Here is a 22802-nt window from a genome sequence, read left to right on the forward strand (position 1 = left end):
CAGGAAGTCTTTGCGGCAGACGGTTCGATGCCTTGATGTAAGTTGATGTTTGCTTTGGCGTAAAGAGAACTGCCGTATTCGTTGGTGGTTGTCTTTTCGTTTGTTTTTTATTTGTGATTTTTGATGGGTTTAAAGTTTCTGGATGTTCGTTTGGTCATCAATTGTTTGTTTTCTTCTTTGAGGCTGGAAGTTTGTTCGGTTAGTGTTTTTTGAGAAGGCTACCTTGATGGGTGGCCCGCTTTTATTTTTACAGGGAAGTAATCTTTATGGGTGAGCAAGCTGTTCGTCGTGTAAACGGCTATGTCGATTTTATTGATCTATTTAAATTGTCCGATCTTGAACAGGCGTTACAGGAACATCAAGGGACAGATGAATACGACGCGGTATTTCGATATTACTTCGCTTGTATCGCCATGCTCGATTTTCCGAGGATGCTCGCACCGCTGGGTTTGCTCCGCGAGGCGCTCGGGTCTTTCGTCGAGCCCAAGCGCCGGCGACGACGTGCAGCCGGAGTGGACCCGCAAACTGCGCCGCAGGGCGCTGCCGCTCCGGGGCTGACTGAAATCCGCGACAGGGTCGAAGGCTTTCAGGCGCGCCTGTCCGACAGCGTTGAACAGCTGAGTGCCGCGGCCACGGAAGTGCCGAAAAATCTGCACTTCGTCTGGCTTGGAGGTGGCCTCGGAACAATCCAGCGCGACTATATCGATGTCTGGAGCAAGGTGTTGGCCGGGCAGGGATATGCCGTGAAGCTCTGGTACGACAGCGATGCGTTACTGGCCTATGAAACCAACCGGATCGTTGTCGAGGCCACGAAGGCCGATGCGATGGTTAATGGCGGACATAGCACAGAATCGGATATTGATCTTAGTGATAAATATGAAGAGCGGGCCATTGTTCTCAAACAACAAATGTTCGCCCATATCAACAAAGCAGTAGAGCGCGGTATTAGCGCGGATGAAGCGCGAATTGATTTGCTGGTTCGTGGGTATGGCCAGAATGAAACAACGTTGAAAGCCTTGCGGGACAAGAATGTCCAGAGTATTTCCGCCATGGGTGAGGAGGGTGTGGAACTTCGTGATATTGCAGCAAATGTTACACCGCTTCACTTGCAGGCCATTTACCAACGGGAAATCAGTCTGCGAGGCAACTTTGCCGCGGCCTCCGATGTAGTACGCATCGAGGCTTTGATGGCGGAAGGCGGAATGTATGCTGATGTCGATAATCTGCCTCCTCTTGTAGAGAGGCTGGGCGATGTGGACATCAGTGATTTGAGCGATGATGTACGCCTGCCTGTATTGCAGTTGTTGCTGGATCAAAATCCGCAATGGATGCCTGGTCGCGTAGCATCAAGAAGTAAATACAAAAGTTACTTCGAGCGCATTCCTGAAGAACATCGCCCGGCGCTGGAACGTTTCGCTAAAAGTAGCCCGCCATTGACCAGTGTTTTTCACGCGCCCCAAGAACGTCTCGTTCGTCCGAACGGGCTGCGAGCGGTTGCCGAAGGGGGGAGCCTGAGTAATGCGTTTCTCATGGCTCATCCCGGATCGGCGATGTTGAGCGCCGTGATCGATCGCTTCAAACTCAATTATGAGATCGTGGATACCACGGCCCGCTTGGCCATGGAGCAACAGGTCGCCGCTGTCGATGCTGAGGCGATGAGCCGTATTGCGCAGGACGTCGTCGAAACACAGTTCGGCCGTTTGGAAGCGCTGCCAACGGATGTAGAGCTCGCGCTTTATTTTCTGGTCAAGGCTGCAGCGAGTTACTACAGCGATGGTATTCGCCCCCAAAGCGAAGTGACCATCTATTTGACTGGGCCCGCTGCGATGCGCGATGCGCTCGCCGATTACGCGAAAATGCACTTCACCCCTCGCGCCGCGGGCGTCTGGCGCAAGGATGTGGCGATTGACCCCTCCGCAACAGTGAACCGACATACCGAGGAGGAGTTGGACCATTCCTGGAAAGAAAACGAAAGCGACACCGTCGCCTGGCTAAAGAACGAAAAGCAACGTTGGGAAACCGGGCAATTCAAGGCGCGTTACGTGGGAAAAGTGGATCAGTTGCTAAAGAGCCAGACGATCCATTTCGACCATGGCTGGCCCGTCATTGAAGGTCGACATGTGTTGTCGACCGAATTGCTGCAATCGCTGGCGCAACACCTGGGTGAACCCTTCTGGCGAGCGATGAGTCAACGGACCACCGGTGAGGTGACTTTCGACAAGACATTGCAGCTGAGTTTTGACGAGCGTCAATCCATCATCGCGCAGGAGATCGCGCTACCGCCGTCATTGGTGGGTGAGCCGGCAGCCGGGGATTTACCTCTGGATGAATTGCTTCACCGAATTGGTCGTGGCACGTTGCAAGTTGAGCAGTTTAATCCACGGCAGCGGCTGTTGATCGGCTCGTTGCTGGGCGCGCGGGCCATGGATCAAGGGCACTTTAATCAGGTCAGCGCGCGGCTGGAAAACCTTGCCAACAACGTGTCTGAACTGGGGGTATCACACCGTTACGGGGCCATTGAGCGAGAGTTGTTCAAAGAAAATCACCCCGCGTTTGTTGATGGTCTGGCCAGTGCCTCAACACCCTCCGTCGCGTTGTCCGAGACAAGCATCGAGTTGAAGAAGCTGGCGCTGGAGCAGTCACTGACCTTGCTGCAATGGGGGCGCCAGGTCGCCCGGATTCAGCAGGTGGCCAAACTCGAATTCCGTGACCGCATCAGCGAGCGCATGACCGATGTGCTGGAAAGCTTCGATCAAGGCACCTTCAAGCTGGTGCCTCAGGACTTGTTGCTTCATGGCGCCGGTGACCGGATCGCCGGGCGTTGCTACCCGTTGGCATTGGCCATGGCGGCTGCGATCAGCAAGGGGAGCGAAGCGGGCAACCTCCTTCGTGAGCGGTTTTACCTGGCGGTCATTGAACCGGGTACCAGCGATTCGACTGCATTCGTGAGCATTCTCGAAGAGCTTCGCGATGTCGACGTTCATGACCTGGGGGGGGCGGTGGAGCGCTCCGATCTGGCACAGGTGATTGCAACGCTTGAAGAGAAAACCGGCAGCAGCACGTTGATGCTCAACTCGGATAACCATTCGATGCTGGTGGCCAAAAGTGTCGTTGGCGAGAGCAGTACCTATCATTTCTACGATCCGAATTTTGGTGTTTTCGAGTTCGATACTGCAAAGGCGTTCAGCGCAGCGCTGACTCATTTTTTTGTTGGACAAGAGATGGCCAGGCCTTACGCCGCTTATGGCGAGCCCGCTCGTCCGGCCTTTGATCTGATTGAGCTCGACGCGGGTCGACTCAATGAAAAGGTACTGTCGTCGGGCGTGCGGGTGTCCAGTCTTTCCGATTCGGGCAGCCTGCCAGAACAAGCGCCGCGGGTCAGACAGCGACTGGCCAGCGCGCGCGGACAGTCGCTGGTCAATAACGGTGTCCTGGGCAGTTCGTTACTGGAACTGGGCGCCCACTGGTGGGGCAGGCAGATCGCGCAAGCGACTCGGCAGTTGCAGGAGCAACACGGGCTGGCGTCGGGCACCGTTGCGTTGTTCGAGACCCTGGAGATAACCCCGGCAGGTGAGTACAAAATCAGTCTGGTCGATACCGATCCAGCTCACACCATTGTGCGCGTCACCACCGATGATCCGCGATTCCTGAGGATCAAGAACTACCTCTCGCAAACCTTCCATACGTTGGCAGCGCAACCCCATGAAGCGGCCAGCTTGTCTGACCCGACGGACGCCGGCAGTGTCCATACGCTCAATGCCGGTTTCACCGTGCAAGCCTTGATGAACGCACTGCGTCATCACGAAGGCGCGGACAGCGGTGGTGACAAGGCACTGACCACTGCCATTCGCTTGCATGCCTACGTCAACTACGCCCAATTGGTCCACGGCAACGTGGTGGATGTGATTGGCGTTGTGGCACTGGTGCGCCAGGCGCTGGACGATGAAAAACTGATCGCCCGCACCAGTGCGCCGTTGGTGCAAAAGGCCTTGGGTCATGTGGCCAATGAAGGCGTCGGTACGGTACTGGGGATGGTGAATGTCGGGTTTGATATTTACCAGTTGAGCCATGCCACCAATGACATTGAAAAGGCGCAGTTCGGGACGCAGTTGGCGTTCGACTCCGCGAGCGCCGTGTTGGGCGCAGCCGGGCTGGGTGCGGCATTGGCGGGCGCGGGTACCGTGGCGGCGGTGCTGGGCGGTGCCGGGGTGATTCTGGGCGGGTTGGCGGTGGGCGTCGCTGCGCTGGCCGAAGGGTTTGCCACCATTGCCGAGGAAGCCAAAGAAGTCGCCCGGTTTTTTGAGGGGCTGGAAAAGGCTTATCTACAGGGCGGCTATCATCTGGACAAGGCCTCGAATGCCTGGATTGCACATCCCTTGCTGGTATGCGCCGAGCTTGATTTGCGCGCATCGGTGGTCCGTTTTGACAGCCCGAAACTGTTCCCGCTTCGCGACCATTTCGGGGTCCCGGATTTCGATGTGGATTACGACCGCGCCACCGATATCCGCGTAGGCCTGGGGTTGCCCGACTCGGCGTCTTTTTCGCCGCAGCCCGGGCAGACGATCGTATTGCCCGCCACCCCAAAAACCTGGTACGGCTATGAGTACAAGTTGCTGCCGTTTGTCTCGTTTCGTCATGCCGGCGGCTTTGATACGGCACGTCGCCTGGAGAAAAAGAACGAACAGGGGCAATGGCAGTTTCTGTTTTCGTTCTACTCGTTTCCCGGCGAGTACGTGGTCAACCGGCTGAACCCTGTCTACAAAGCAACGGTGTTCAACGTTCGTCTCGACAACGTTGAGCGCTCGCTGGTGGTGCCTGCTCTGCCGAAAGCGTGGCACGGCCTGGTTACCTACCGGATCGAAGGTGCCGGTGCCCAATGCTCCGTGCTGCTCAATCCCGGGGTGGACCTTGAGCTCGACGCGCCCGGCCATACGGCCATGCGCTGGGTGCTGCAGGTTCCGTGGCTGGCCGAGGCAGACATCCGGATAGCCGCTGGTGGTCGCCTCATTTCGAATACGTTGGGTGTGACGTTCACAGGCGGCGGTGTTCACGATGTGTTGCTCAAGCTTGCGGGTAACACAATCATGCGCGTTGATCTTGTTGCCCTGACGTTGGAGGTGGTCGAAGAGGAGGCCGATCCGGCGCTCGGCGAGGAAGCGTTGCTGGATCACTTCAAGTCACTGGCTCGTGCACATCGACTGGCCATGCCTTACACCGCCGTTCACAACTTTGTGGTGCCGTTTGAAAAACCGGACGAGCCGAGGACGGTGGTCGCCTATTACGACTCGGCTCAGGATCGTTTTCTGTATATCCGCGATCCGAATGTCTTGTTGGCCGATGAGGTGGTGTTGGGAGCGGTGGTCGAAGGCTCGGCCTATTTCTATCACCCCGAGAGTTTCGATGTCTGGCAGGTCGACGCGACCACCGGCACGCTGGTCCGACGCTATCGTTTGCTGGTCAGCGAGGGCTTGACCATTACCCGCTGTGAGGCTGTGGCCAACGGCGGCATTCAGGTCGTGCAGCAGTCCACGCCAAAGGATGGCCCGCACGATGAGCTGACTTTTATGATCCATGAAGGGGCCGTGTTGCTTGGCTCAATCAACCGCGGTCACGATCCGGCATTGCAGGCCGTTTTACAGGGCGACACGCTCACGGACTGGAAGCAGGTACTGGGCGACTATGTGTTGCCGGCAGAGTCCATCGATACCGTGAATTGGCGCCCCGGTGCGCTGGTTTCGATTTGTTGGCAGTTCGAAGACACGTCTCGTGATCTGGTCTGGGTCCGCGATGTTGACGGGTTGATCATCCGTGCGGCTGCCCGACGTCACCATGCGAGGGGATGGGAAGATTCGATCAAGGCTTTGAATACCCTTTTGCTTGTCGCTCCCGCCGGTGCCGAGGGAGAGGTATTCGTCACTTACGACAAGCCTGTTGGAAGCCTCATGCGACAGCAGCGATCGATGGTGGAGGGACGCGAGCAATGGTCGTCCAGGCAAATTGCCCCTCCCGGGTTGAAAAATGTTGTTGCTGTTGAGCAGGGTCATCTCGCCCTGACCGACTCGGGCCTGTTCTTCAATATGACGCCGGACGGGTATCTGCGTTTGGGCGGTTTGACCGAAACCTGGTTCAAGGATCGAACCCAGTGGTGGGCCGCATTGCCAGCCGTGTCGACGCAGTATCCGGTGTCGAGTTTCGCCCTCCTGGGGTTGACCAACTTTGCGGGGGACGCCGGTTTGTGCGCCTGGTACCTGGAGGATCGGCTGTTGCTCGCGGATCTCGGCCATGGCAAAGAAGTGCGGTTGCTGAGTATCGCTCCAGACAGTCAAGCCGCCTGGTTGTTCGATCTCTCAACGGGCAGGATTTTCCGCCAGCGCTTTATCGATTCGGAACTCTTGAACGCTGCATTCGGCCAAGGAACCAGGCTTTTGCAAGCTGAGGCATTACCCGCCCCGATGCAGGAGTGGGCACCCTGGATCTTTACCGACGTGAAGGTGGAGGGTGCTGGCTTGAGGGCCACGACGCTCGATGGCCTGGAGGTGGATTTACAACACAACGAACCGGTACGGATTACGGGTGTGGACAGCCGCTGGGTCATGGCATTGGAAGGGCCATTGAGTGAGGGGCTGGCGGCACTGGCCAACGAATATCGATGCGCCGATTTCCTGTCGGTCAAAAACCCCGATGACCTTCAATGGTATGTGGTCCGGACCGGACGATTGATCCGGATTCCGAAAGCCGCCATTACTGCGCAATACACGCTGGTGGGCACCCGGGATCAAACCAATGTGATGCTGCACGAAAGCGGGGATGGGCTGTTGCACACCTATCCGCAGAGAAGCTCGGTAGGGCCGCTCGACTATGTGCAGCGAAACGCCGAAGTGCTGGTGGTCGAGGGGGCGAAGACGGTCACTGACCTTCTGCCGTTGATTGCCGATGATGTCAGCATCCTGGTGCTCAAAATGGGGCAGGGGGCAACGACTGGCCGGCTGACCCGGGCGGCCTGGTTGAAACTTGAATCGGTGATCGTCGATTGTCGTTATCCGCTTGAGCGTCCACCCTTGATTCCGGGGAAACTGATTCTGGATGCTTCGATCATGGATCAGTTATGGGTCAGCCTGGTCGATGAACACTTGGTGATGAACGGTCAGGATAGCGGGCATAGCCTGATTTTTCGTGGCGTTTACTCAACAGATGTCGCGTTGCGGGGTGATGTGTTTCTTTCGCTCAATGGCTATCGATCACGTGCGGTTTCGGAAATAGTGACCGAGTTGCTGAAGCAAAAGGGCGTTTCCGGCAGCGCAACGTTGGCGCAGCTGATGTCGAATTATCAGCTCGACGTGATCGCAGAACCGGCTGTTTAGGCCCTGCGTCCGCTGGCTTATCAGGGCACCAGATAACCTTTCACGCCCGTGAAGATAATCTGTGCCGCCAGCGCGCACACGAACAGTCCCATCAACCGGCTGACAATCTGCAAGCCCTGGTCACCAAGAATCCGCTCGATACGGTTGGACAGGTAAAGCACCACGCCGACCGTAAAACTGGCCAGGGCAATACTGAGAATGGCCGTGAGTTTGTCGTCCCAATGCGGCTGGCTCACGCCCATGACCAGCAGGGCACCAATGGTGCCGGGGCCGACCGTCAATGGAATGGTCAGCGGGACGATGGTCACGTCCTGCTGCACGTTGTCAGTCTGCACCGCCGACTTGCCCTGGGCCATGCCCAGCGCCGAGATAAACAGCACGCTGCCGGCACCGATGCGGAACGCGTCCACGGTGATGCCGAAGACACTGAAAATTACCCGCCCGAACAGATACAGCAAGACGCTGGAGACCAGTGTGGCGGTTGCCACTTTCCAGGCCAGTCGCCGTTGTTCCTTGCGTGAATAACCGCGGGTCAGGCTGATGAAGCAGGACAACACGAAGAACGGGCTGTAGAGCACCAGCATCTTCAGGTAAACGCTGAATAGCACGTGGAGCATGGTTTTGGCTCGCATCCAGAGAAGGGTAAGTCGGAGTCTATCAGTCGGCCAATTGTCTGTGGGTGTCGAGTTTGAAAGATCTGAAAGTTATTTTTTACTGTATAGGTTATTGGGCTGAATTTAATTAGTTAGTTGTGGGTTGTTGGTTCTGTGGATGATGTTACAAGTTTTGGTTTGTCAGGATTAGTTTGTTTGTTTATTGTTTCTTTCAGCAAGTTCATGAGGAGCTTGCGGTAATGTCGAAAAGGAAGAAGTTATGAATAATTTGTCTGGTGAAGGTCATATTGCTGCCTGTTTGAAAAGTCTTCAGGCTTATGATTTGGGCGAGCAACTGTTTATTAGGCCTCGCGGTTTGTTTGCGTTGGGTGATGAAGTTGAAGTGCCGTCGAAAGCATCGGTCGTAGGCGAAGGCCTTATTAGTTTCAGCGGTAACCTCACCGGTATTAACCGCAGTGACGCACAGAATGCTTATCAGTATGCGACGCTTGTGGCAAACAAACAGTTTCCACTGGAACACCAAGGCAAGGAGTGGTACGCGCAGTTCCGTAAAGTCATGGGTGAGATTGGTTGGGCGGAGACTAGCAAGTACTTCAACAATCTGGACGTGTCGGGAACCAGTGTACGCATGGACAAGTTGGTACTGGAGATCCTTGCTTCGGTAGTCACAGGCCTTGCCGTACCGGGCCCGGCTGCTGCTCTGATGCTGAAAACCGCGGGGGATGCGATTTCCGCCTTGCAAAAACGCGATACCGCATTGACGCTGTATGAGAGCAACTTGCTGAAACATGGTGTGGGTGGCATATCGGCCGGCTCGTGTGTCGATGTTAACGGTACTACTGTTTTTGCCATTGGTGCCGTACGTTTTCTACGCGAGAACTCATCGCATAAAGTGTTATTCGTCGATGTGGATGTTCGTAACGTAAATCTGTATCGCGGTGAGTCAGTTTTCGAAAAGAATGATCTGCAGGCTGCGGCTACTCGTGAGCTGATTGCATCGAAACTTGTGAAGTACTCGACTGATAAACTCGACTACGATATTTGATAGATGCCTGGAAGGGCGGTCGAAACAACGACCGCTCTTCTCTGTGTGGGGGGTATTTGAATGAGATGTGATTATTCAGTGTTGATTGTCGGGGCTGCGGTTTTGATAGTCCCCGAATCAAAGGATCTGACCACTTATGATGATGTGGTCAATACGGTGTTGTATGCACAGTTGGCAGCCAATAAAAAAACACAACTAGAGCCAGGTGTGAGTTGGTATGACACCTACATGAAAGTTTTGGATGGTATCTGGAGGTGGCCCGTTAAAGCGCGCGAAGACTTGAATCTGCCTCCAGAGAGTGTTGAGTCGGCGGTTCAGTGGGCGGCCGCAGCGATGTCCAAAGTGGGGGCAGATGAAGGGCATGTGACTACCGATGTGTTGTCACGAATTGTCAACGAATCGGACATCAACCCGGCAACCAACTTGTTGCGCAGCCATATGCAAAAAGTGTCTGAAGAGCAGTCCGCCGAGGTGCCGGCACCTGCGATGGATGTTCGTTTGCTGGTGATCGTGGCGTCAGCACCGACTTCGTTCAGCAGTGTATGTATCGAGCTCAAAACCCATCAATTGCTGAGTTCCAACCCTTTGGCGCACCTCTATTCTGGCGAAGATGTACAAGGCCTCATTAGCCGCCGTTACGTCCGGGCGAGGCTGTCGGAAGCGATATATGCACCTGTACGAGATCAAATTGCTCTGAAGGTCAAAGACCGCATCGAGACCAATGTTGCAAGGTTGACCTTGCACGGCGATATCTGCAGCACCACGCAGCCAGAGGAGGTTCGGTCATGACGGATCTGATTGCACCACCGGCAGCGGTGGTGGGTGGCAGTATCGTGTCGTTCGCCAGCGGACTGCCTGCGTCTCACCGCGAAGACGTCTACATGAGCACGGCTTTTGCGCAAAGAGCCACACGCGATGCAATGATTGATGGATTATCGGGCGACTGGTTCGACTACTACTGCAACCAACTCCGATTTCTGGGATGGGATGTGCCCACACCTCAAACGTTTTCACCCGCGCCTGTCGCGCCGATGGGCAGCAAGGCGATACAACGTATCCGGGAATCCATCGGTGATAGATTCTCAATACCCATCAGCCGCGCCCTGACAGCGTTGGAGCGCGATTCTCTGGCGCTCGAAATGTTTGAGTCCATAACCCTGAAGGGAGATATCGCCTACTTTCAGATGATTCCTTGCGTGATGAACGGCGCGCATAAGGTGGATATGGCCGTCTATCACCGCGAGTTTTCGATAGTGCGAGATATCTCTCGGTTTATGTTCAGCAAAAATGATTCGCTTGAGCAAAAAAGCACCGAACAGATAACCACGATCACCTTCAACACGCTTCATTACGGCACGTTCCGGGAGAAGGTGAAGAAATCTGTGGTGTCCCAGTCCCTGAAATATTTGAGCGCTCTGGACATCTGACCGAGCGTCAGCCCGAGGGCTCTCAGATGGTCGACACTGTGCGGTTCTGCTGATCCCGCTGCGCAACCCAATGCTCGATCAGGTCGCGCAACTGCGACAGTTCGACCGGTTTGGCCATGTGCCCGTCCATGCCGGCCTGGCGTGCACGCTCTTTATGCTCGGCCAGGATGTGTGCGGTCAACGCCACTACTGGCGTGCGAATCCGCTGGTTGCCGACTTCCCAGGCACGTAGCTGCTGGGTGGCAGAGAAACCATCGAGAATCGGCATTTCACAGTCCATCAGGACCAGGTCATAACGCTGGGCTTTCATTGCCTGCAAGGCTTCTTCGCCATTGCTGGCGGTGTCCGGTTGCAGGTTGAGCTTGCCGAGCATGCCGCGAATCACCTTGGTCGAGATGTTGTTGTCTTCGGCCACCAGGATACGGAAATCACTCGGGACCTTGACCGGCAACGTCGGGCCGGTGGGCAGATGCTGTGAGACGGCGCCTTTGTTGCGCTGGTTCAGTTCGTCCGCCAGGGTGGTCTTGAGGGTGTAGCCGGCCACCGGTTTGGCGAGAATGCGTTTGATCCCCGAGTTGCGCGCGATGATCTTGCTCGGCGCGTTGCTGATACCGGTGAGCATGATCAGCAGAATGTCGTGGTTCAGGCTTGGGTCTTCCTTGATCTTGGCCGCCAGTTGCATGCCGGTCATGCCGGGCATGTTCTGGTCCAGCAGGACCACGTCGAAATAATCGCGCAGGTGAGCCTTGGTGCGCAGCAGCGCCAGCGCCTCTTTACCGGATGGCACGGCGCTGACGTTCAGGCCCCAGGCGCTGCATTGCTGCACCAGCACTTTGCGGCAGGTGTCGTTATCGTCCACCACCAGTACGCGCGCACCTTGCAGTGGCCCATCGAGGTCGGAGGTCGGGTGCTCGAGACGATCAGGGTCCAGCGGCAAGGTCAGCCACAAGGTGCTGCCCTGGTTGGCGCCGCTCTTGATACCGAACTCCCCTTGCATCAAGCGGATCAGCTGACGGGCAATCACCAACCCCAGATTGCCGCCCAGGCTGGTCGCGGAGAGGAAGTGTTTGCTGTGCAGTTCAGCGTGCATCAGTGCATCGCGCTCTTCGGCCTCCATCGGCACACCGCTGTCCTGTACGGCGATGCGCAGGCGCGGTTTGGCGCTGCGTTCGTCGAGGGCGACGACGATCAGGATCTCGCCCTCGTCGGTTTTCTTCAGGGCGTTTTCCAGCAGGCTCAGCAAAGTCTGGCGCAGACGTGTCGGGTCACCGCTGATCACGCGCGGCACTTGCGGCTGGATGAAACTGATCAGTTCGACGTTCTGCTGTTCGGCCTTGGCGCGGAAGATGCTCAGGCAGTCTTCGATCAAAGCGTTGAGATCGAATTGCACGTCGTCCAGTTCGATCTGCCCGGACTCGAGCTTGGAGATGTCGAGAATCTCGTTGATCAGGGTCAGCAGTTCGTTGCCGGCGCTGTGGATGGTCTGCACATAGTCACGCTGCTTGACCGACAACGGCGTACCCAACAGCAGTTCGGTCATGCCCAGCACGCCGTTCATCGGGGTACGGATTTCGTGGCTGATCTTGGCCAGGAACTCGGCCTTGGCGTTGATCTCGGCGTTGCTGGCCGCCAGGTCGCGGCTGACGCTGAAACGATCTTCAGTGATGCTGCGCTGACGTTCGCCCAGCGCAATGCTCATCAACAGGCCGCTGATGCAGACGAACGCAAGCAGCGTCATGATCAAGCCTTGAGGCGCGACCAGGGTCAGCCCCAACAGAGCCGGCAACATGATCAGCGTACCAATGTTGAACACCACCATCGCCGCCACGAACAGACGCGCCGGGCGATAACCCTTTTGCCAGTGATAGGCACCGACGAACAACATGCTCAGGCCCGCCAGGGCGACCAGGGCGTAGGTAATGATGTTCAGCGGCAGCGTGTTGACGAACAACAGCAGCAAGCCGCAGACCACGATGAACAGAATGTCTCCCAGCAACAGCTTGTTCAGCGGGTGCGACCCGAGCGGTGCGAAGAAGCGATAGGCGAACATCAGGCCGCAGGGCGCCGTCAGCAACAAGGCGAGATAAGCGCCGGGCGTCTGCACCGCGTGCCAGTTGGGTAGCCATGGCCCTGCCAGATTCAGCAACAGCAACAGGCTGAGCATCAACAAGGCTTCGCATCCGGCCAGCCAGACGCTGCTGCGCGAGCGGGTATAGGCATAGCGGACGAGGTTGTGCAGGATCAGCATGCCGATGCAACCGAACAGCAGGCCGTAAATCAGCATCTGGTTCTGATTGGCGGCAGTCATGACGGCCGATTGCAGGGTGATGTACGGCCGCAACTGGTGTTCGGACACCAGTCGCAGGTAGACGTCGAGGGGTTTGTCGCTTTGCGGCAGCGGCAACATGAAATCGCTGCTGGGCAGGGGACGGTCAGTCTGGGGCTGGCCGGTGCCGGTGTTCAATTGATCGATCAGCGTGTCGCCGTCGAGCACATACAGATGAAGGTGCGACAGGTCGGGGGCGAACACACGCAGCAATTGTTCGTGCTTGCCGGGCGCGAGCCTGAAACGCAGCCACAACGCGCCCTGGGGCTCGGCCGCGGTGAGGCGGTCGAGTTCGATGGGGCTGAATTGATTGGTGTAGCGAGCGGAACGGATGTCGCTCAGCTGCAGGTCGCCCTGTTCGTCAAGCAATACCGCCCAGCCACTGCCTTGCGCGGCCTGGGCCGGGAGCATGCAGAGCAAGGTCAGCAACGTGACGGTTAAACCTATGGCAATCCTGAGCCAGCGCACGGCGAAATCCCTTCGTAGGTTGATGCCAGATTATAACTATGCGCGGCGCCGGAACAGTCCGGCAAGGGCCTGAAGCCCAAGCCCTGCCGAACGGATCGCTTATTCCTGATTTTCGCCACGCTCGCGGGCAATGGCACGGTAGCCAATGTCCTTGCGATAGAAACAGCCTTCCCAGTCAATCTTTGCCGTCAGTTTGTAAGCCTGCTGCTGGGCAGCATCAACGCTGGCGCCCATGGCGGTTGCGCAAAGCACCCGACCACCGGCCGTCACCACTTGACCGTCCTTGAGTGCAGTGCCGGCGTGGAAGACTTTACCTTCCAGTGCGGCGGCTGCATCCAGACCGTTGATGGCAACACCTTTAGCGTAGTCGCCAGGATAGCCGCCCGCAGCCAGCACGATACCGACGCTCGGACGTGGATCCCATTGTGCTTCGACCTTGTCCAGAGCTTGCGCCAGGGCCGCTTCGACCAACAACACCAGGCTCGACTGCAAGCGCAGCATCACCGGTTGGGTCTCAGGATCACCGAAACGGCAGTTGAACTCGATAACTTTTGGGTTACCAGCCTTGTCGATCATCAGGCCTGCATACAGGAAACCGGTGTAGACGTTGCCTTCATCGGCCATGCCACGCACGGTCGGCCAGATCACCAGGTCCATGACCCGCTGATGGACGTTGGCGGTGACCACCGGGGCAGGGGAGTAAGCGCCCATGCCGCCGGTGTTCGGACCGGTGTCGCCGTCGCCGACGCGTTTGTGGTCCTGGCTGGTGGCCATCGGCAGCACGTTTTTGCCGTCAACCATGACGATGAAGCTGGCTTCTTCGCCGTCCAGGAATTCTTCGATCACGACACGGGAACCGGCGTCGCCGAACGCATTGCCCGCGAGCATGTCGCGCACCGCGTCTTCGGCTTCGGTCAGGGTCATGGCAACGATCACGCCTTTACCGGCGGCCAGGCCATCGGCCTTGATCACGATCGGCGCGCCTTTTTCACGCAGATAAGCCAGCGCCGGCTCGATCTCGGTGAAGTTCTGGTAATCCGCCGTCGGGATCTTGTGGCGCGCCAGGAAATCCTTGGTGAAGGCTTTCGAACCTTCCAGCTGGGCAGCGCCGGCCGTCGGACCGAAGCAATCCAGGCCACGGGAGCGGAACAGATCGACGACGCCAGCGACCAGCGGCACTTCCGGACCAACGATGGTCAGGGAAACGTTCTTCTCGGCAAAATCTGCCAGCTGCTCAAGGGCCAGTACGTCGATAGCGACGTTCTCGCACTTGGCTTCAATGGCGGTGCCGGCGTTGCCCGGGGCAACAAACACTTTCTGCACGCGCGGATCCTGAGCCACTTTCCAGGCCAGTGCGTGTTCACGGCCACCGCTGCCAATGATCAAAACATTCATTTCAAAAACCTCGGATGACGCTAATTCTGTGGGCAGCGCTGAAGCTGCTTTTCTGTGGGAGCTGGCCTGCCGGCGATGCAGGCGACTCGGTTCATCAGTTAGACCGAGGAGATGCTATCGCTGGCAGGCCAGCTCCCACATTTGGATCGAGTTGAATCAATGACGGAAGTGGCGCATGCCGGTGAAGACCATGGCGATGCCAGCCTCGTCTGCGGCTGCAATCACTTCGTTGTCACGCATCGAGCCACCCGGCTGGATCACCGCCGTGATGCCGACCTTGGCCGCATTATCCAGACCGTCGCGGAACGGGAAGAATGCATCGGAAGCCATGACCGACCCCGCCACCTGCAAACCGGCATGCTCAGCCTTGATCGCAGCGATGCGAGCAGAGTTCACGCGGCTCATCTGGCCAGCGCCGACGCCGATGGTCTGACGGTTCTTGGCGTAGACAATGGCGTTGGATTTAACGTACTTGGCGACTTTCCAGGCGAAGATCAGGTCGTTGATTTCCTGTTCGGTCGGCGCACGCTTGGTCACGACTTTCAGGTCTTCACTGCCGATCATGCCGACGTCGCGGCTCTGAACCAGCAAACCGCCGTTGACACGTTTGTAGTCCCAGGCAGCGGCGCGATCAGCCGACCACTCGCCGCAGGCCAGCAGGCGCACGTTGGCTTTTGCCGCCACGATGGCGCGGGCTTCTTCGCTGACGCTTGGTGCGATGATCACTTCGACGAACTGACGCTCGACGATCGCCTTGGCGGTTTCAGCATCCAGTTCGCGGTTGAACGCGATGATGCCGCCGAACGCCGACTCGGTGTCGGTGGCGTAAGCCAGTTCGTACGCCTGACGGATACCGCCTTCGGCGTCCGGGCTGACGGCAACGCCGCACGGGTTGGCGTGCTTGACGATCACACAGGCCGGTTTGACGAAGCTCTTCACGCATTCCAGCGCGGCGTCGGTGTCGGCCACGTTGTTGTACGACAGCTCTTTGCCTTGCAGTTGGGTCGCGGTGGCGATGCCGACTTCGGCAGGCTTGGCTTCCACGTAGAACGCCGCGCTCTGGTGCGGGTTCTCGCCGTAGCGCATTTCCTGAGCCTTGACGAACTGGCTGTTGAAGGTACGCGGGAATTCGCTGCGACCTTCGGTGCTGAGGGTGTCAGCGGCCTGGTTCACGGTGCCCATGTAGTTGGCGATCATGCCGTCATAGGCCGCAGTGTGTTCGAAGGCCTTGAGCATCAGGTCGAAACGCTGAGCGTAGGTGAGGCCGCCGGCCTTGAGGCCTTCGAGGACGCTGGCGTAGTCGCTGGCGTTCACCACGATGGCCACGTCTTTATGGTTTTTTGCTGCCGAACGGACCATGGTCGGGCCGCCGATGTCGATGTTTTCGATGGCGGTCGGCAGGTCGCAGCCTGGCTTGTTGATGGTGGCTTCGAACGGGTACAGGTTGACCGCGACCAGGTCGATCGGCTTGATGCCGTGCTCGTTCATGATGGCGTCATCGATACCGCGACGACCGAGGATCCCGCCGTGGATTTTCGGGTGCAGGGTTTTCACCCGACCGTCCATCATCTCTGCGAAACCGGTGTAATCCGCGACTTCCACTGCGGCAACACCGTTGTCGCGCAGCAGCTTGAACGTTCCGCCGGTGGAGAGGATCTCGACGCCCAGGGCTTCAAGCTCCTTGGCGAATTCGAGGATCCCGGTCTTGTCGGAAACGCTGATCAAGGCGCGGCGGATCGGCAGGCGGGTAGTCTGGTCGGTCATTTCAATTTCCATCAAAAGCAAAGGAGTCAGCAAAAAAGGCGACCGGTTTTACGCGGGCGCCTTTCTGGTTTGATTGAATGCTTACAGCAAATCGTACTGCTTGAGTTTCTTGCGCAGCGTGCCTCGGTTCAGCCCGAGCAGCTCGCTGGCCTTGGTCTGGTTGCCCTTGACGTAGTTCATCACGCACTCGAGCAGGGGCGCCTCGACTTCGGAGAGCACCAGGTTGTACACATCCGTGACGGCAGCGCCTTCAAGGTGGGCGAAATAATTGTGCAGCGCCTTCTCGACACTCCCGCGAAGGGTCTGACCTTCTTCGCTCGGCGTATTGAGGTGCTGTTTCAAATTCACATTGTCGCTCACGGGTGCTGTTCCACTCACTAAAGTCTCGGTCATCATCGTCATGCGGCCACCCCTTCTCCGTCCCCTGTCAGGCTCTTATAACGTTCGGCGAAGAAGCCCTGAACGTTGGCGCATTGTGCTTCCGTATCTTCCAAACGATTGAAGTGGGCGCGAAACTCCCTGGCGCCCGGCAAGGTTGCGAGATACCAGCCCACATGCTTTCGAGCGATACGGACGCCCATGACGTCTCCATAGAAGACGTGCAGCGCAGCCAGATGCTCTAGCAGAATGCGTTCCACCTCGGTCAGTTCCAGCGCCGGGAGTTTTTCGCCGGTACGCAGGAAATGATCGATCTCGCGAAAAATCCATGGCCGCCCCTGGGCAGCCCGGCCTATCAACAGACCATCGGCACCGGTCGCGTCGAGCACGTACCGGGCCTTCTCGGGTGAATCGATATCGCCATTGGCGAAGACCGGCATCGACACCGCCTGCTTGATCGCCGCGATGGTGTCGTACTCGGCCTCACCGGTGTACAGGTCGGCACGGGTGCGGCCATGCACCGCCAACGCCGTAATGCCTGCCTGCTCGGCGATTTTCGCCACCGTCAGGCCGTTCTTGTTGTCCCGGTCCCAGCCGGTACGGATCTTCAAGGTGACCGGCACATCAACCGCAGCCACCACGGCTTGCAGGATCTCGGTCACCAATGCTTCATCCTTCAACAGGGCGGAACCGGCGGCCTTGTTGCAGACCTTCTTCGCCGGACAGCCCATGTTGATGTCAATAATCTGTGCGCCCATTTCGACGTTGGCCCGGGCCGCATCCGCCAGCATCTGTGCATCTCCCCCGGCGATCTGGACCGAGCGTGGCTCGGGATCACCTTCGTGGATCATGCGCATCCGCGATTTGCGGGTGTTCCACAAACTCATGTCGCTGGTGACCATTTCCGAGACTACAAGCCCTGCGCCCAGTCGCTTGCACAGCTGACGAAAGGGCTGGTCGGTGACGCCCGCCATGGGGGCGAGAATCAAGCCGTTGTGCAATGTATATGGACCGATGCGTACCGCCGACATAGGACTTCCCTGTTGTGGGGCCGGATCATGAGAGTTCGAAAAAGGGTTGGCATGATACCCGCTCTCGATGACTGGATAAAGGCTGAATTGAACAAAATCTGAACAGTAATTCTGTTATCGCCAGCGGTTTGGTATGAGCGGTCGAAGTCAGAAATATGCCGTCAAAGCCGTAACACTGAAGCGTTTCACTCGGGCGAATGGAAGCTCAGGCTGTAATTCACCGCTTTGGAGCCTGGATCGAGGATATCCAGTGCGATGTGGATCGGCGTTTGTGGCGGCATCTCCGCCATGCCCTCGAGGTCGCCGTTGAGGTACTCGCCGGGTTTGAAGCGACGGCTGGCGATCAGGTGGCCGTTAAGATCGGCGAAGCGCAGTTCCAGCAGCGGGAAGGGCTGGGAGAAGGGCGCACGGTTGTAGATGATCGCATCGACCACCAGCGCTCCGTTGAACTCCGGGTGGCTGCGGACCACCAGGTTGCTGCTTTTGATCTTCGCGATGTCTACTTTCGAAGGCACCGAGCAGCCGAGTTGCGGGCACAGCTGCTGGAACCATGGACGGTACTGGTCCTGACGCGCGAGTTCGTCGAAGTGGTAAGCGATGTATTGGCCGCCGAGAGCGGCAGCACCGAGCAGCACCAGCAGTAGCCAAAAAAGCCGTCGGCCCCAAGGGGAGCGACGTTTTTGCCAATCCAGTTGCAGCGGGTCGTCGGACAGGTCCTGCAAGGCGTCGGCACGTTCGGTCGACTCACTGCGTACGTGTCGCTTGCGCAGGGGGGCAATCGGGGGCAGGTCGTCATCAGGTGCATCAGGTGCATCGGTTGCCGACAGGCGATCATGGCGCAGGGGCATGTCGAGCGGATCATTCAGGCGCAGTTGCGGCGCCTGGGGCTCGTCGTCCAGATCAACCGGTTCCAGCGAGAACGAAGGTTCAGTGCGCGAGTGCTTGCCCGGGTCTGGCTGCGTTTCCCGTTGGTCGGCTTCGACCGCCTGGGCGCGATCAGCCGCCGATTCGCTGAAGAGGCTGTCGGACCAGGGTTCATCATCGTGCTCGACAGAGTCGCGGCGAGCACTGATGCCGTTTTCGCGATGCTGGCCGAATTCCGTGGTCGGCTGGATTTCCCGCTGTTCGAGCCGGGCGAGTTCTTCGTCCAGGTCCAGGCTGTCCAGATCCATTTCCGTGGCGGACCACTGCTTCTGGCTGATGGCGCGCTGTGCCGGCGGTTCGACGATGGCCGGAGCGACCGGTGTGTCCGCTTCCTTGCCTGCCCGCTGCTCAAGCAACTGCTTGGCGGCGTTGAACACCTGCAAGCACGAGCCGCAACGAACCACTCCGCGGGCCACGCTCAATTGAGCATGGCTGACGCGGAAGCTGGTTTGGCAATGCGGGCACTGAGTGACGAAGCTGTCGGTCATGCGGCGATCCGGTTTATGCAGGCGCTCATTCTAGCGCCGACGGCCAGTGATGCGCACCCAGCCATCGCGATTGGCGATCGGGTCCAGATCGAAGTCCTGGGCGTAGGCTTTGGCGACTTCTTCACCTTGCTCGGCGAGGATGCCCGACAACGCCAGACGACCACCGGATTTGACTAGGCTGGACAATTGCGGCGCCAGGGAAACCAGCGGGCCGGCAAGAATGTTGGCCACCAGCACATCGGCCTGAACCTGTGGCAGATCTTCCGGCAGGTACAGCGGGAAGAGTGCTTCGGCAATGTTGTTGCGCCCGGCGTTGTCGCGGGACGCTTCCAGTGCTTGCACGTCGATGTCGGTGCCGACCGCTTCCTTGGCGCCCAGCAGCAGGGCGGCAATCGCCAGGATCCCCGAGCCGCAACCGAAATCGAGGACGTTGCAGTCTTTGAGATCCTGACCGTCGAGCCATTCCAGGCACAGCGCGGTGGTCGGGTGGGTGCCGGTGCCGAACGCCAGGCCCGGGTCCAGCAGAATGTTCACGGCGTCGGGTTCAGGGGCCGCGTGCCAGCTCGGCACGATCCATAGGCGCTGACCGAAGCGCATTGGCTGGAAATCGTCCATCCAGCTGCGTTCCCAGTCCTGGTCTTCGATCACTTCGCTGTGATGCTCGGGCAGCGGGCTGCCGGTCAGCAACTCGAGATGGGCCAGCACGCTGGCGGCTTCGGTGCCACCTTCGAACAGGGCCAGCAGGTGCGTGTGCGACCATAGCGGCGTGGTGTTGAGTTCTGGCTCGAAGATCGGCTGGTCTTCGGCGTCCATGAAGGTCACCGACACGGCGCCCACTTCAAGGAAAGCGTCTTCGTAGGTTTCGGCTTGTTCTGGGCTGATGGCGAGACGGACTTGCAGCCAAGGCATGGCGGGCACCTTTGAAAAATATTGATTGCAGCCTAGCGGGCTGCGAGAAGCGCGCAAGTTTACGCGAGCGCGAGACAGAAGACGACCGGGTAGACGGGGTCCGGAAGTGAACAAATCATCTGTGGCGAGGGAGCTTGCTCCCGCTGGAGCGCGAAGCGGTCCCAAACGGCCGAGCCGGGTCTGATGCAATTATGTTGAATGGTTTTGCGGTTGCTGCGCAACCGAGCGGGAGCAAGCTCCCTCGCCACAATGGTTCGGTGTTCAGCAATCTCCAGAAACAACAAAGCCGCCCGAAGGCGGCTTTGTTGATCCGGCTAAAGCTTAGTGCTTGTCGCCAGCCAGCTTGTGTTCCAGGTAGTGGATGTTGATTCCACCTTTGCAGAAGCCTTCATCGCGGACCAGGTCTCGGTGCAGCGGGATGTTGGTCTTGATCCCGTCTACAACGATTTCGTCCAGCGCATTACGCATGCGCGTCATGGCTTCATCACGGGTTGCGCCGTAGGTGATCAGCTTGCCGATCAACGAGTCGTAGTTCGGCGGAACGGCATAGCCACTGTACAGGTGCGAATCGACGCGAACGCCGTTGCCGCCTGGAGCGTGGAAATGCTTGACCGTGCCTGGACTTGGCATGAAGGTTTTCGGGTCTTCGGCGTTGATTCGGCATTCCAGTGCATGACCGCGGATAACCACGTCTTCCTGGGTGTACGACAACTTGTTGCCAGCGGCGATGCTGAGCATCTCCTTGACGATGTCGATGCCGGTGACCATTTCCGAAACCGGGTGCTCAACCTGAACGCGGGTGTTCATTTCGATGAAATAGAACGCGCCGTTCTCGTACAGGAACTCGAAAGTACCCGCGCCACGGTAGTTGATGTCGATGCAGGCCTTGACGCAGCGTGCGAGGACTTCAGCGCGAGCCTTCTCGTCGATGCCCGGTGCCGGCGCTTCTTCGAGAACCTTCTGGTGACGACGTTGCAGCGAGCAATCGCGGTCGCCCAGATGGATGGCGTGGCCCTGGCCATCGGAAAGCACCTGAACTTCCACGTGACGTGGGTTGGTCAGGAATTTTTCCAGATAGACCATCGGGTTGCCGAACGCTGCGCCGGCTTCGGTGCGGGTCAGTTTTGCGAAGGAGATCAGGTCTTCTTCTTTATGCACGACGCGCATGCCGCGACCACCACCGCCGCCAGCGGCTTTGATGATCACCGGGTAACCGACTTCGCGACCGATGCGCAGAGCGGTTTCTTCGTCTTCAGGCAGTGGACCGTCGGAGCCCGGAACGGTTGGAACGCCTGCAGCGATCATGGCGTGCTTGGCCGAAACCTTGTCGCCCATCAGGCGAATGGTGTCGGCTTTCGGGCCAATGAACGCGAAGCCGGAGTTCTCGACCTGTTCAGCGAAATCAGCGTTTTCCGCAAGGAAACCGTAGCCCGGGTGAATGGCGGTAGCGCCGGTCACTTCGGCTGCCGCGATGATTGCCGGGATATGCAGGTAAGACTTTGCAGCCGAGGCCGGACCGATGCAGACGGATTCGTCTGCCAGGCCCAGGTGCATCAGCTCTTTGTCAGCCGTGGAGTACACGGCGACGGTCTTGATGCCCATCTCTTTGCAGGCGCGCAGGATTCGCAGGGCGATCTCACCGCGGTTGGCGATCAGAACTTTTTCCAACTTCGCAGTCATCAAAGTCTCTCCGCGGTTCAAACGATGGTGAACAGCGGTTGGTCGTACTCAACCGGCTGGCCGTCTTCGACGAGGATGGATTCGATCACACCGCTGGTTTCAGCTTCGATGTGGTTCATCATCTTCATGGCTTCGACGATGCACAGAGTGTCGCCTTTCTTCACGGTCTGGCCGACTTCAACGAAGGACGGCGAGCTTGGCGAAGATTTGCGATAGAAGGTGCCGACCATCGGCGAACGGGCAACGGTGCCGTTCAGCACTGGCGCGGCCGGAGCCGCAGGCGCTGCAGCGGCAACGGGAGCGGCAGCAACAGGTGCCGGTGCCGGAGCGTGCATTGGAGCAGGCGCGTAGTACTGCTGAGCCGGCGTCTTGCTATGACGGCTGATGCGTACGGACTCTTCGCCTTCCTTGATCTCGAGCTCGTCGATGCCGGACTCTTCCAGCAGTTCGATCAGTTTCTTAACTTTACGGATATCCATGAATCATCAACTCCCAAGGGTCGGTCAGGGGCGTATAGCTTGTTGTTCAAGCTGCTCTAGTGCAGCCTCCAGGGCCAGTCGATAACCGCTGGCGCCAAGGCCGCAGATCACTCCCACCGCTACGTCGGAGAAGTAAGAGTGATGGCGGAAAGGTTCGCGTTTGTGCACGTTAGACAAATGCACTTCGATGAATGGGATGCTCACCGCCAGCAGCGCGTCACGTAATGCGACACTTGTGTGCGTAAAAGCTGCTGGGTTGATCAGAATGAAGTCCACACCTTCGCCGCGAGCGGCGTGGATGCGGTCAATCAATTCGTACTCGGCGTTGCTCTGCAGGTGCAGCAAATGGTGGCCGGCTTCACGGGCACGGCGTTCCAGGTCCTGGTTGATCTGCGCCAGTGTCGTAGCGCCATAGGTGCCCGGTTCGCGGGTGCCGAGCAAGTTCAGGTTGGGGCCGTGCAGAACCAATAGCGTCGCCATCTGCTGTTCCTTGTTATCTGTGTGCAGTTGTCA

The 22802-nt window shown here is 58.2% G+C and carries 15 protein-coding genes; 4 read left to right on the forward strand and 11 right to left on the reverse strand.

The window, feature by feature from the left end:
- Window positions 1–266 precede the first annotated feature (266 nt).
- Entirely contained in the window at window positions 267–7361 is a 7095-nt protein-coding gene (locus tag ACA070_RS03025; RefSeq protein WP_497451904.1) for a TcdA/TcdB pore-forming domain-containing protein, read from the forward strand.
- A 20-nt stretch (window positions 7362–7381) separates the two neighbouring features.
- On the opposite strand, the gene ACA070_RS03030 is transcribed toward ACA070_RS03025, so the two are convergent.
- On the reverse strand, window positions 7382–7978 hold the full coding sequence (locus tag ACA070_RS03030; RefSeq protein ID WP_007937197.1) for a MarC family protein: 597 nt from the start codon (window positions 7976–7978) through the stop codon (window positions 7382–7384).
- Window positions 7979–8234: 256 nt separating this feature from the next.
- Between ACA070_RS03030 and ACA070_RS03035 the strand changes: the two genes are divergently transcribed.
- The 3 genes from ACA070_RS03035 (at window position 8235) to ACA070_RS03045 (ending at window position 10447) form a co-directional block, all read left to right on the forward strand.
- Window positions 8235–9020: a hypothetical protein gene (locus ACA070_RS03035; protein WP_497449983.1), complete on the forward strand. Its 786-nt coding sequence runs from the start codon at window positions 8235–8237 to the stop codon at window positions 9018–9020.
- Window positions 9021–9098: 78 nt separating this feature from the next.
- The gene (locus ACA070_RS03040; protein WP_497449984.1) at window positions 9099–9809 is read left to right on the forward strand and encodes a hypothetical protein; all 711 of its coding nucleotides are present in this window, start codon (window positions 9099–9101) and stop codon (window positions 9807–9809) included.
- Window positions 9806–10447, forward strand: coding sequence for a hypothetical protein (locus ACA070_RS03045; protein WP_497449985.1), 642 nt, complete (start codon window positions 9806–9808; stop codon window positions 10445–10447). The genes ACA070_RS03040 and ACA070_RS03045 overlap by 4 nt, the downstream gene beginning before the upstream one ends.
- A 22-nt stretch (window positions 10448–10469) precedes the next feature.
- On the opposite strand, the gene ACA070_RS03050 is transcribed toward ACA070_RS03045, so the two are convergent.
- From ACA070_RS03050 to aroQ, 10 genes are all read right to left on the reverse strand, one after another.
- Entirely contained in the window at window positions 10470–13241 is a 2772-nt protein-coding gene (locus tag ACA070_RS03050; RefSeq protein ID WP_497449986.1) for a hybrid sensor histidine kinase/response regulator, read from the reverse strand.
- A gap of 99 nt (window positions 13242–13340) precedes the next feature.
- Window positions 13341–14636 (reverse strand): phosphoribosylamine--glycine ligase, encoded by a 1296-nt coding sequence (purD, locus tag ACA070_RS03055; RefSeq protein WP_497449987.1) that lies wholly within the window; start codon window positions 14634–14636, stop codon window positions 13341–13343.
- 156 nt (window positions 14637–14792) lie between these two features.
- Window positions 14793–16400: a bifunctional phosphoribosylaminoimidazolecarboxamide formyltransferase/IMP cyclohydrolase gene (gene purH / locus ACA070_RS03060; RefSeq protein WP_497449988.1), complete on the reverse strand. Its 1608-nt coding sequence runs from the start codon at window positions 16398–16400 to the stop codon at window positions 14793–14795.
- Window positions 16401–16481: 81 nt separating this feature from the next.
- Window positions 16482–16802 (reverse strand): DNA-binding transcriptional regulator Fis, encoded by a 321-nt coding sequence (gene fis, locus ACA070_RS03065; RefSeq protein WP_007945216.1) that lies wholly within the window; start codon window positions 16800–16802, stop codon window positions 16482–16484.
- Entirely contained in the window at window positions 16799–17809 is a 1011-nt protein-coding gene (dusB, locus tag ACA070_RS03070; protein WP_497449989.1) for a tRNA dihydrouridine synthase DusB, read from the reverse strand. The genes fis and dusB overlap by 4 nt, the downstream gene beginning before the upstream one ends.
- A 185-nt stretch (window positions 17810–17994) precedes the next feature.
- Window positions 17995–19221 carry a DUF3426 domain-containing protein gene (locus tag ACA070_RS03075; RefSeq protein ID WP_497449990.1) on the reverse strand — a complete coding sequence of 409 codons (1227 nt, stop codon included), beginning with the start codon at window positions 19219–19221 and terminating at the stop codon, window positions 17995–17997.
- A 30-nt stretch (window positions 19222–19251) separates the two neighbouring features.
- Window positions 19252–20130: a 50S ribosomal protein L11 methyltransferase gene (gene prmA / locus ACA070_RS03080; protein ID WP_497449991.1), complete on the reverse strand. Its 879-nt coding sequence runs from the start codon at window positions 20128–20130 to the stop codon at window positions 19252–19254.
- Between the two features lie 321 nt (window positions 20131–20451).
- Window positions 20452–21810: an acetyl-CoA carboxylase biotin carboxylase subunit gene (gene accC, locus ACA070_RS03085; protein WP_497449992.1), complete on the reverse strand. Its 1359-nt coding sequence runs from the start codon at window positions 21808–21810 to the stop codon at window positions 20452–20454.
- Window positions 21811–21827: 17 nt separating this feature from the next.
- Window positions 21828–22289 (reverse strand): acetyl-CoA carboxylase biotin carboxyl carrier protein, encoded by a 462-nt coding sequence (gene accB, locus ACA070_RS03090; RefSeq protein ID WP_054044024.1) that lies wholly within the window; start codon window positions 22287–22289, stop codon window positions 21828–21830.
- 24 nt (window positions 22290–22313) lie between these two features.
- On the reverse strand, window positions 22314–22769 hold the full coding sequence (gene aroQ, locus ACA070_RS03095; RefSeq protein WP_007947649.1) for a type II 3-dehydroquinate dehydratase: 456 nt from the start codon (window positions 22767–22769) through the stop codon (window positions 22314–22316).
- Window positions 22770–22802: the final 33 nt, after the last annotated feature.

This window comes from Pseudomonas sp. LBUM1678 (assembly GCF_059695575.1).

Bases quoted from the DNA above. Each gene is read 5' to 3' on its own strand.
- ACA070_RS03025 (WP_497451904.1), top strand. From the start codon at position 267: ATGGGTGAGCAAGCTGTTCGTCGTGTAAACGGCTATGTCGATTTTATT.
- ACA070_RS03030 (WP_007937197.1), bottom strand. From the start codon at position 7,978: ATGCTCCACGTGCTATTCAGCGTTTACCTGAAGATGCTGGTGCTCTAC.
- ACA070_RS03035 (WP_497449983.1), top strand. From the start codon at position 8,235: ATGAATAATTTGTCTGGTGAAGGTCATATTGCTGCCTGTTTGAAAAGT.
- ACA070_RS03045 (WP_497449985.1), top strand. From the start codon at position 9,806: ATGACGGATCTGATTGCACCACCGGCAGCGGTGGTGGGTGGCAGTATC.
- purD (WP_497449987.1), bottom strand. From the start codon at position 14,636: ATGAATGTTTTGATCATTGGCAGCGGTGGCCGTGAACACGCACTGGCC.
- purH (WP_497449988.1), bottom strand. From the start codon at position 16,400: ATGACCGACCAGACTACCCGCCTGCCGATCCGCCGCGCCTTGATCAGC.
- fis (WP_007945216.1), bottom strand. From the start codon at position 16,802: ATGACGATGATGACCGAGACTTTAGTGAGTGGAACAGCACCCGTGAGC.
- dusB (WP_497449989.1), bottom strand. From the start codon at position 17,809: ATGTCGGCGGTACGCATCGGTCCATATACATTGCACAACGGCTTGATT.
- ACA070_RS03075 (WP_497449990.1), bottom strand. From the start codon at position 19,221: ATGACCGACAGCTTCGTCACTCAGTGCCCGCATTGCCAAACCAGCTTC.
- prmA (WP_497449991.1), bottom strand. From the start codon at position 20,130: ATGCCTTGGCTGCAAGTCCGTCTCGCCATCAGCCCAGAACAAGCCGAA.
- accC (WP_497449992.1), bottom strand. From the start codon at position 21,810: ATGACTGCGAAGTTGGAAAAAGTTCTGATCGCCAACCGCGGTGAGATC.
- accB (WP_054044024.1), bottom strand. From the start codon at position 22,289: ATGGATATCCGTAAAGTTAAGAAACTGATCGAACTGCTGGAAGAGTCC.
- aroQ (WP_007947649.1), bottom strand. From the start codon at position 22,769: ATGGCGACGCTATTGGTTCTGCACGGCCCCAACCTGAACTTGCTCGGC.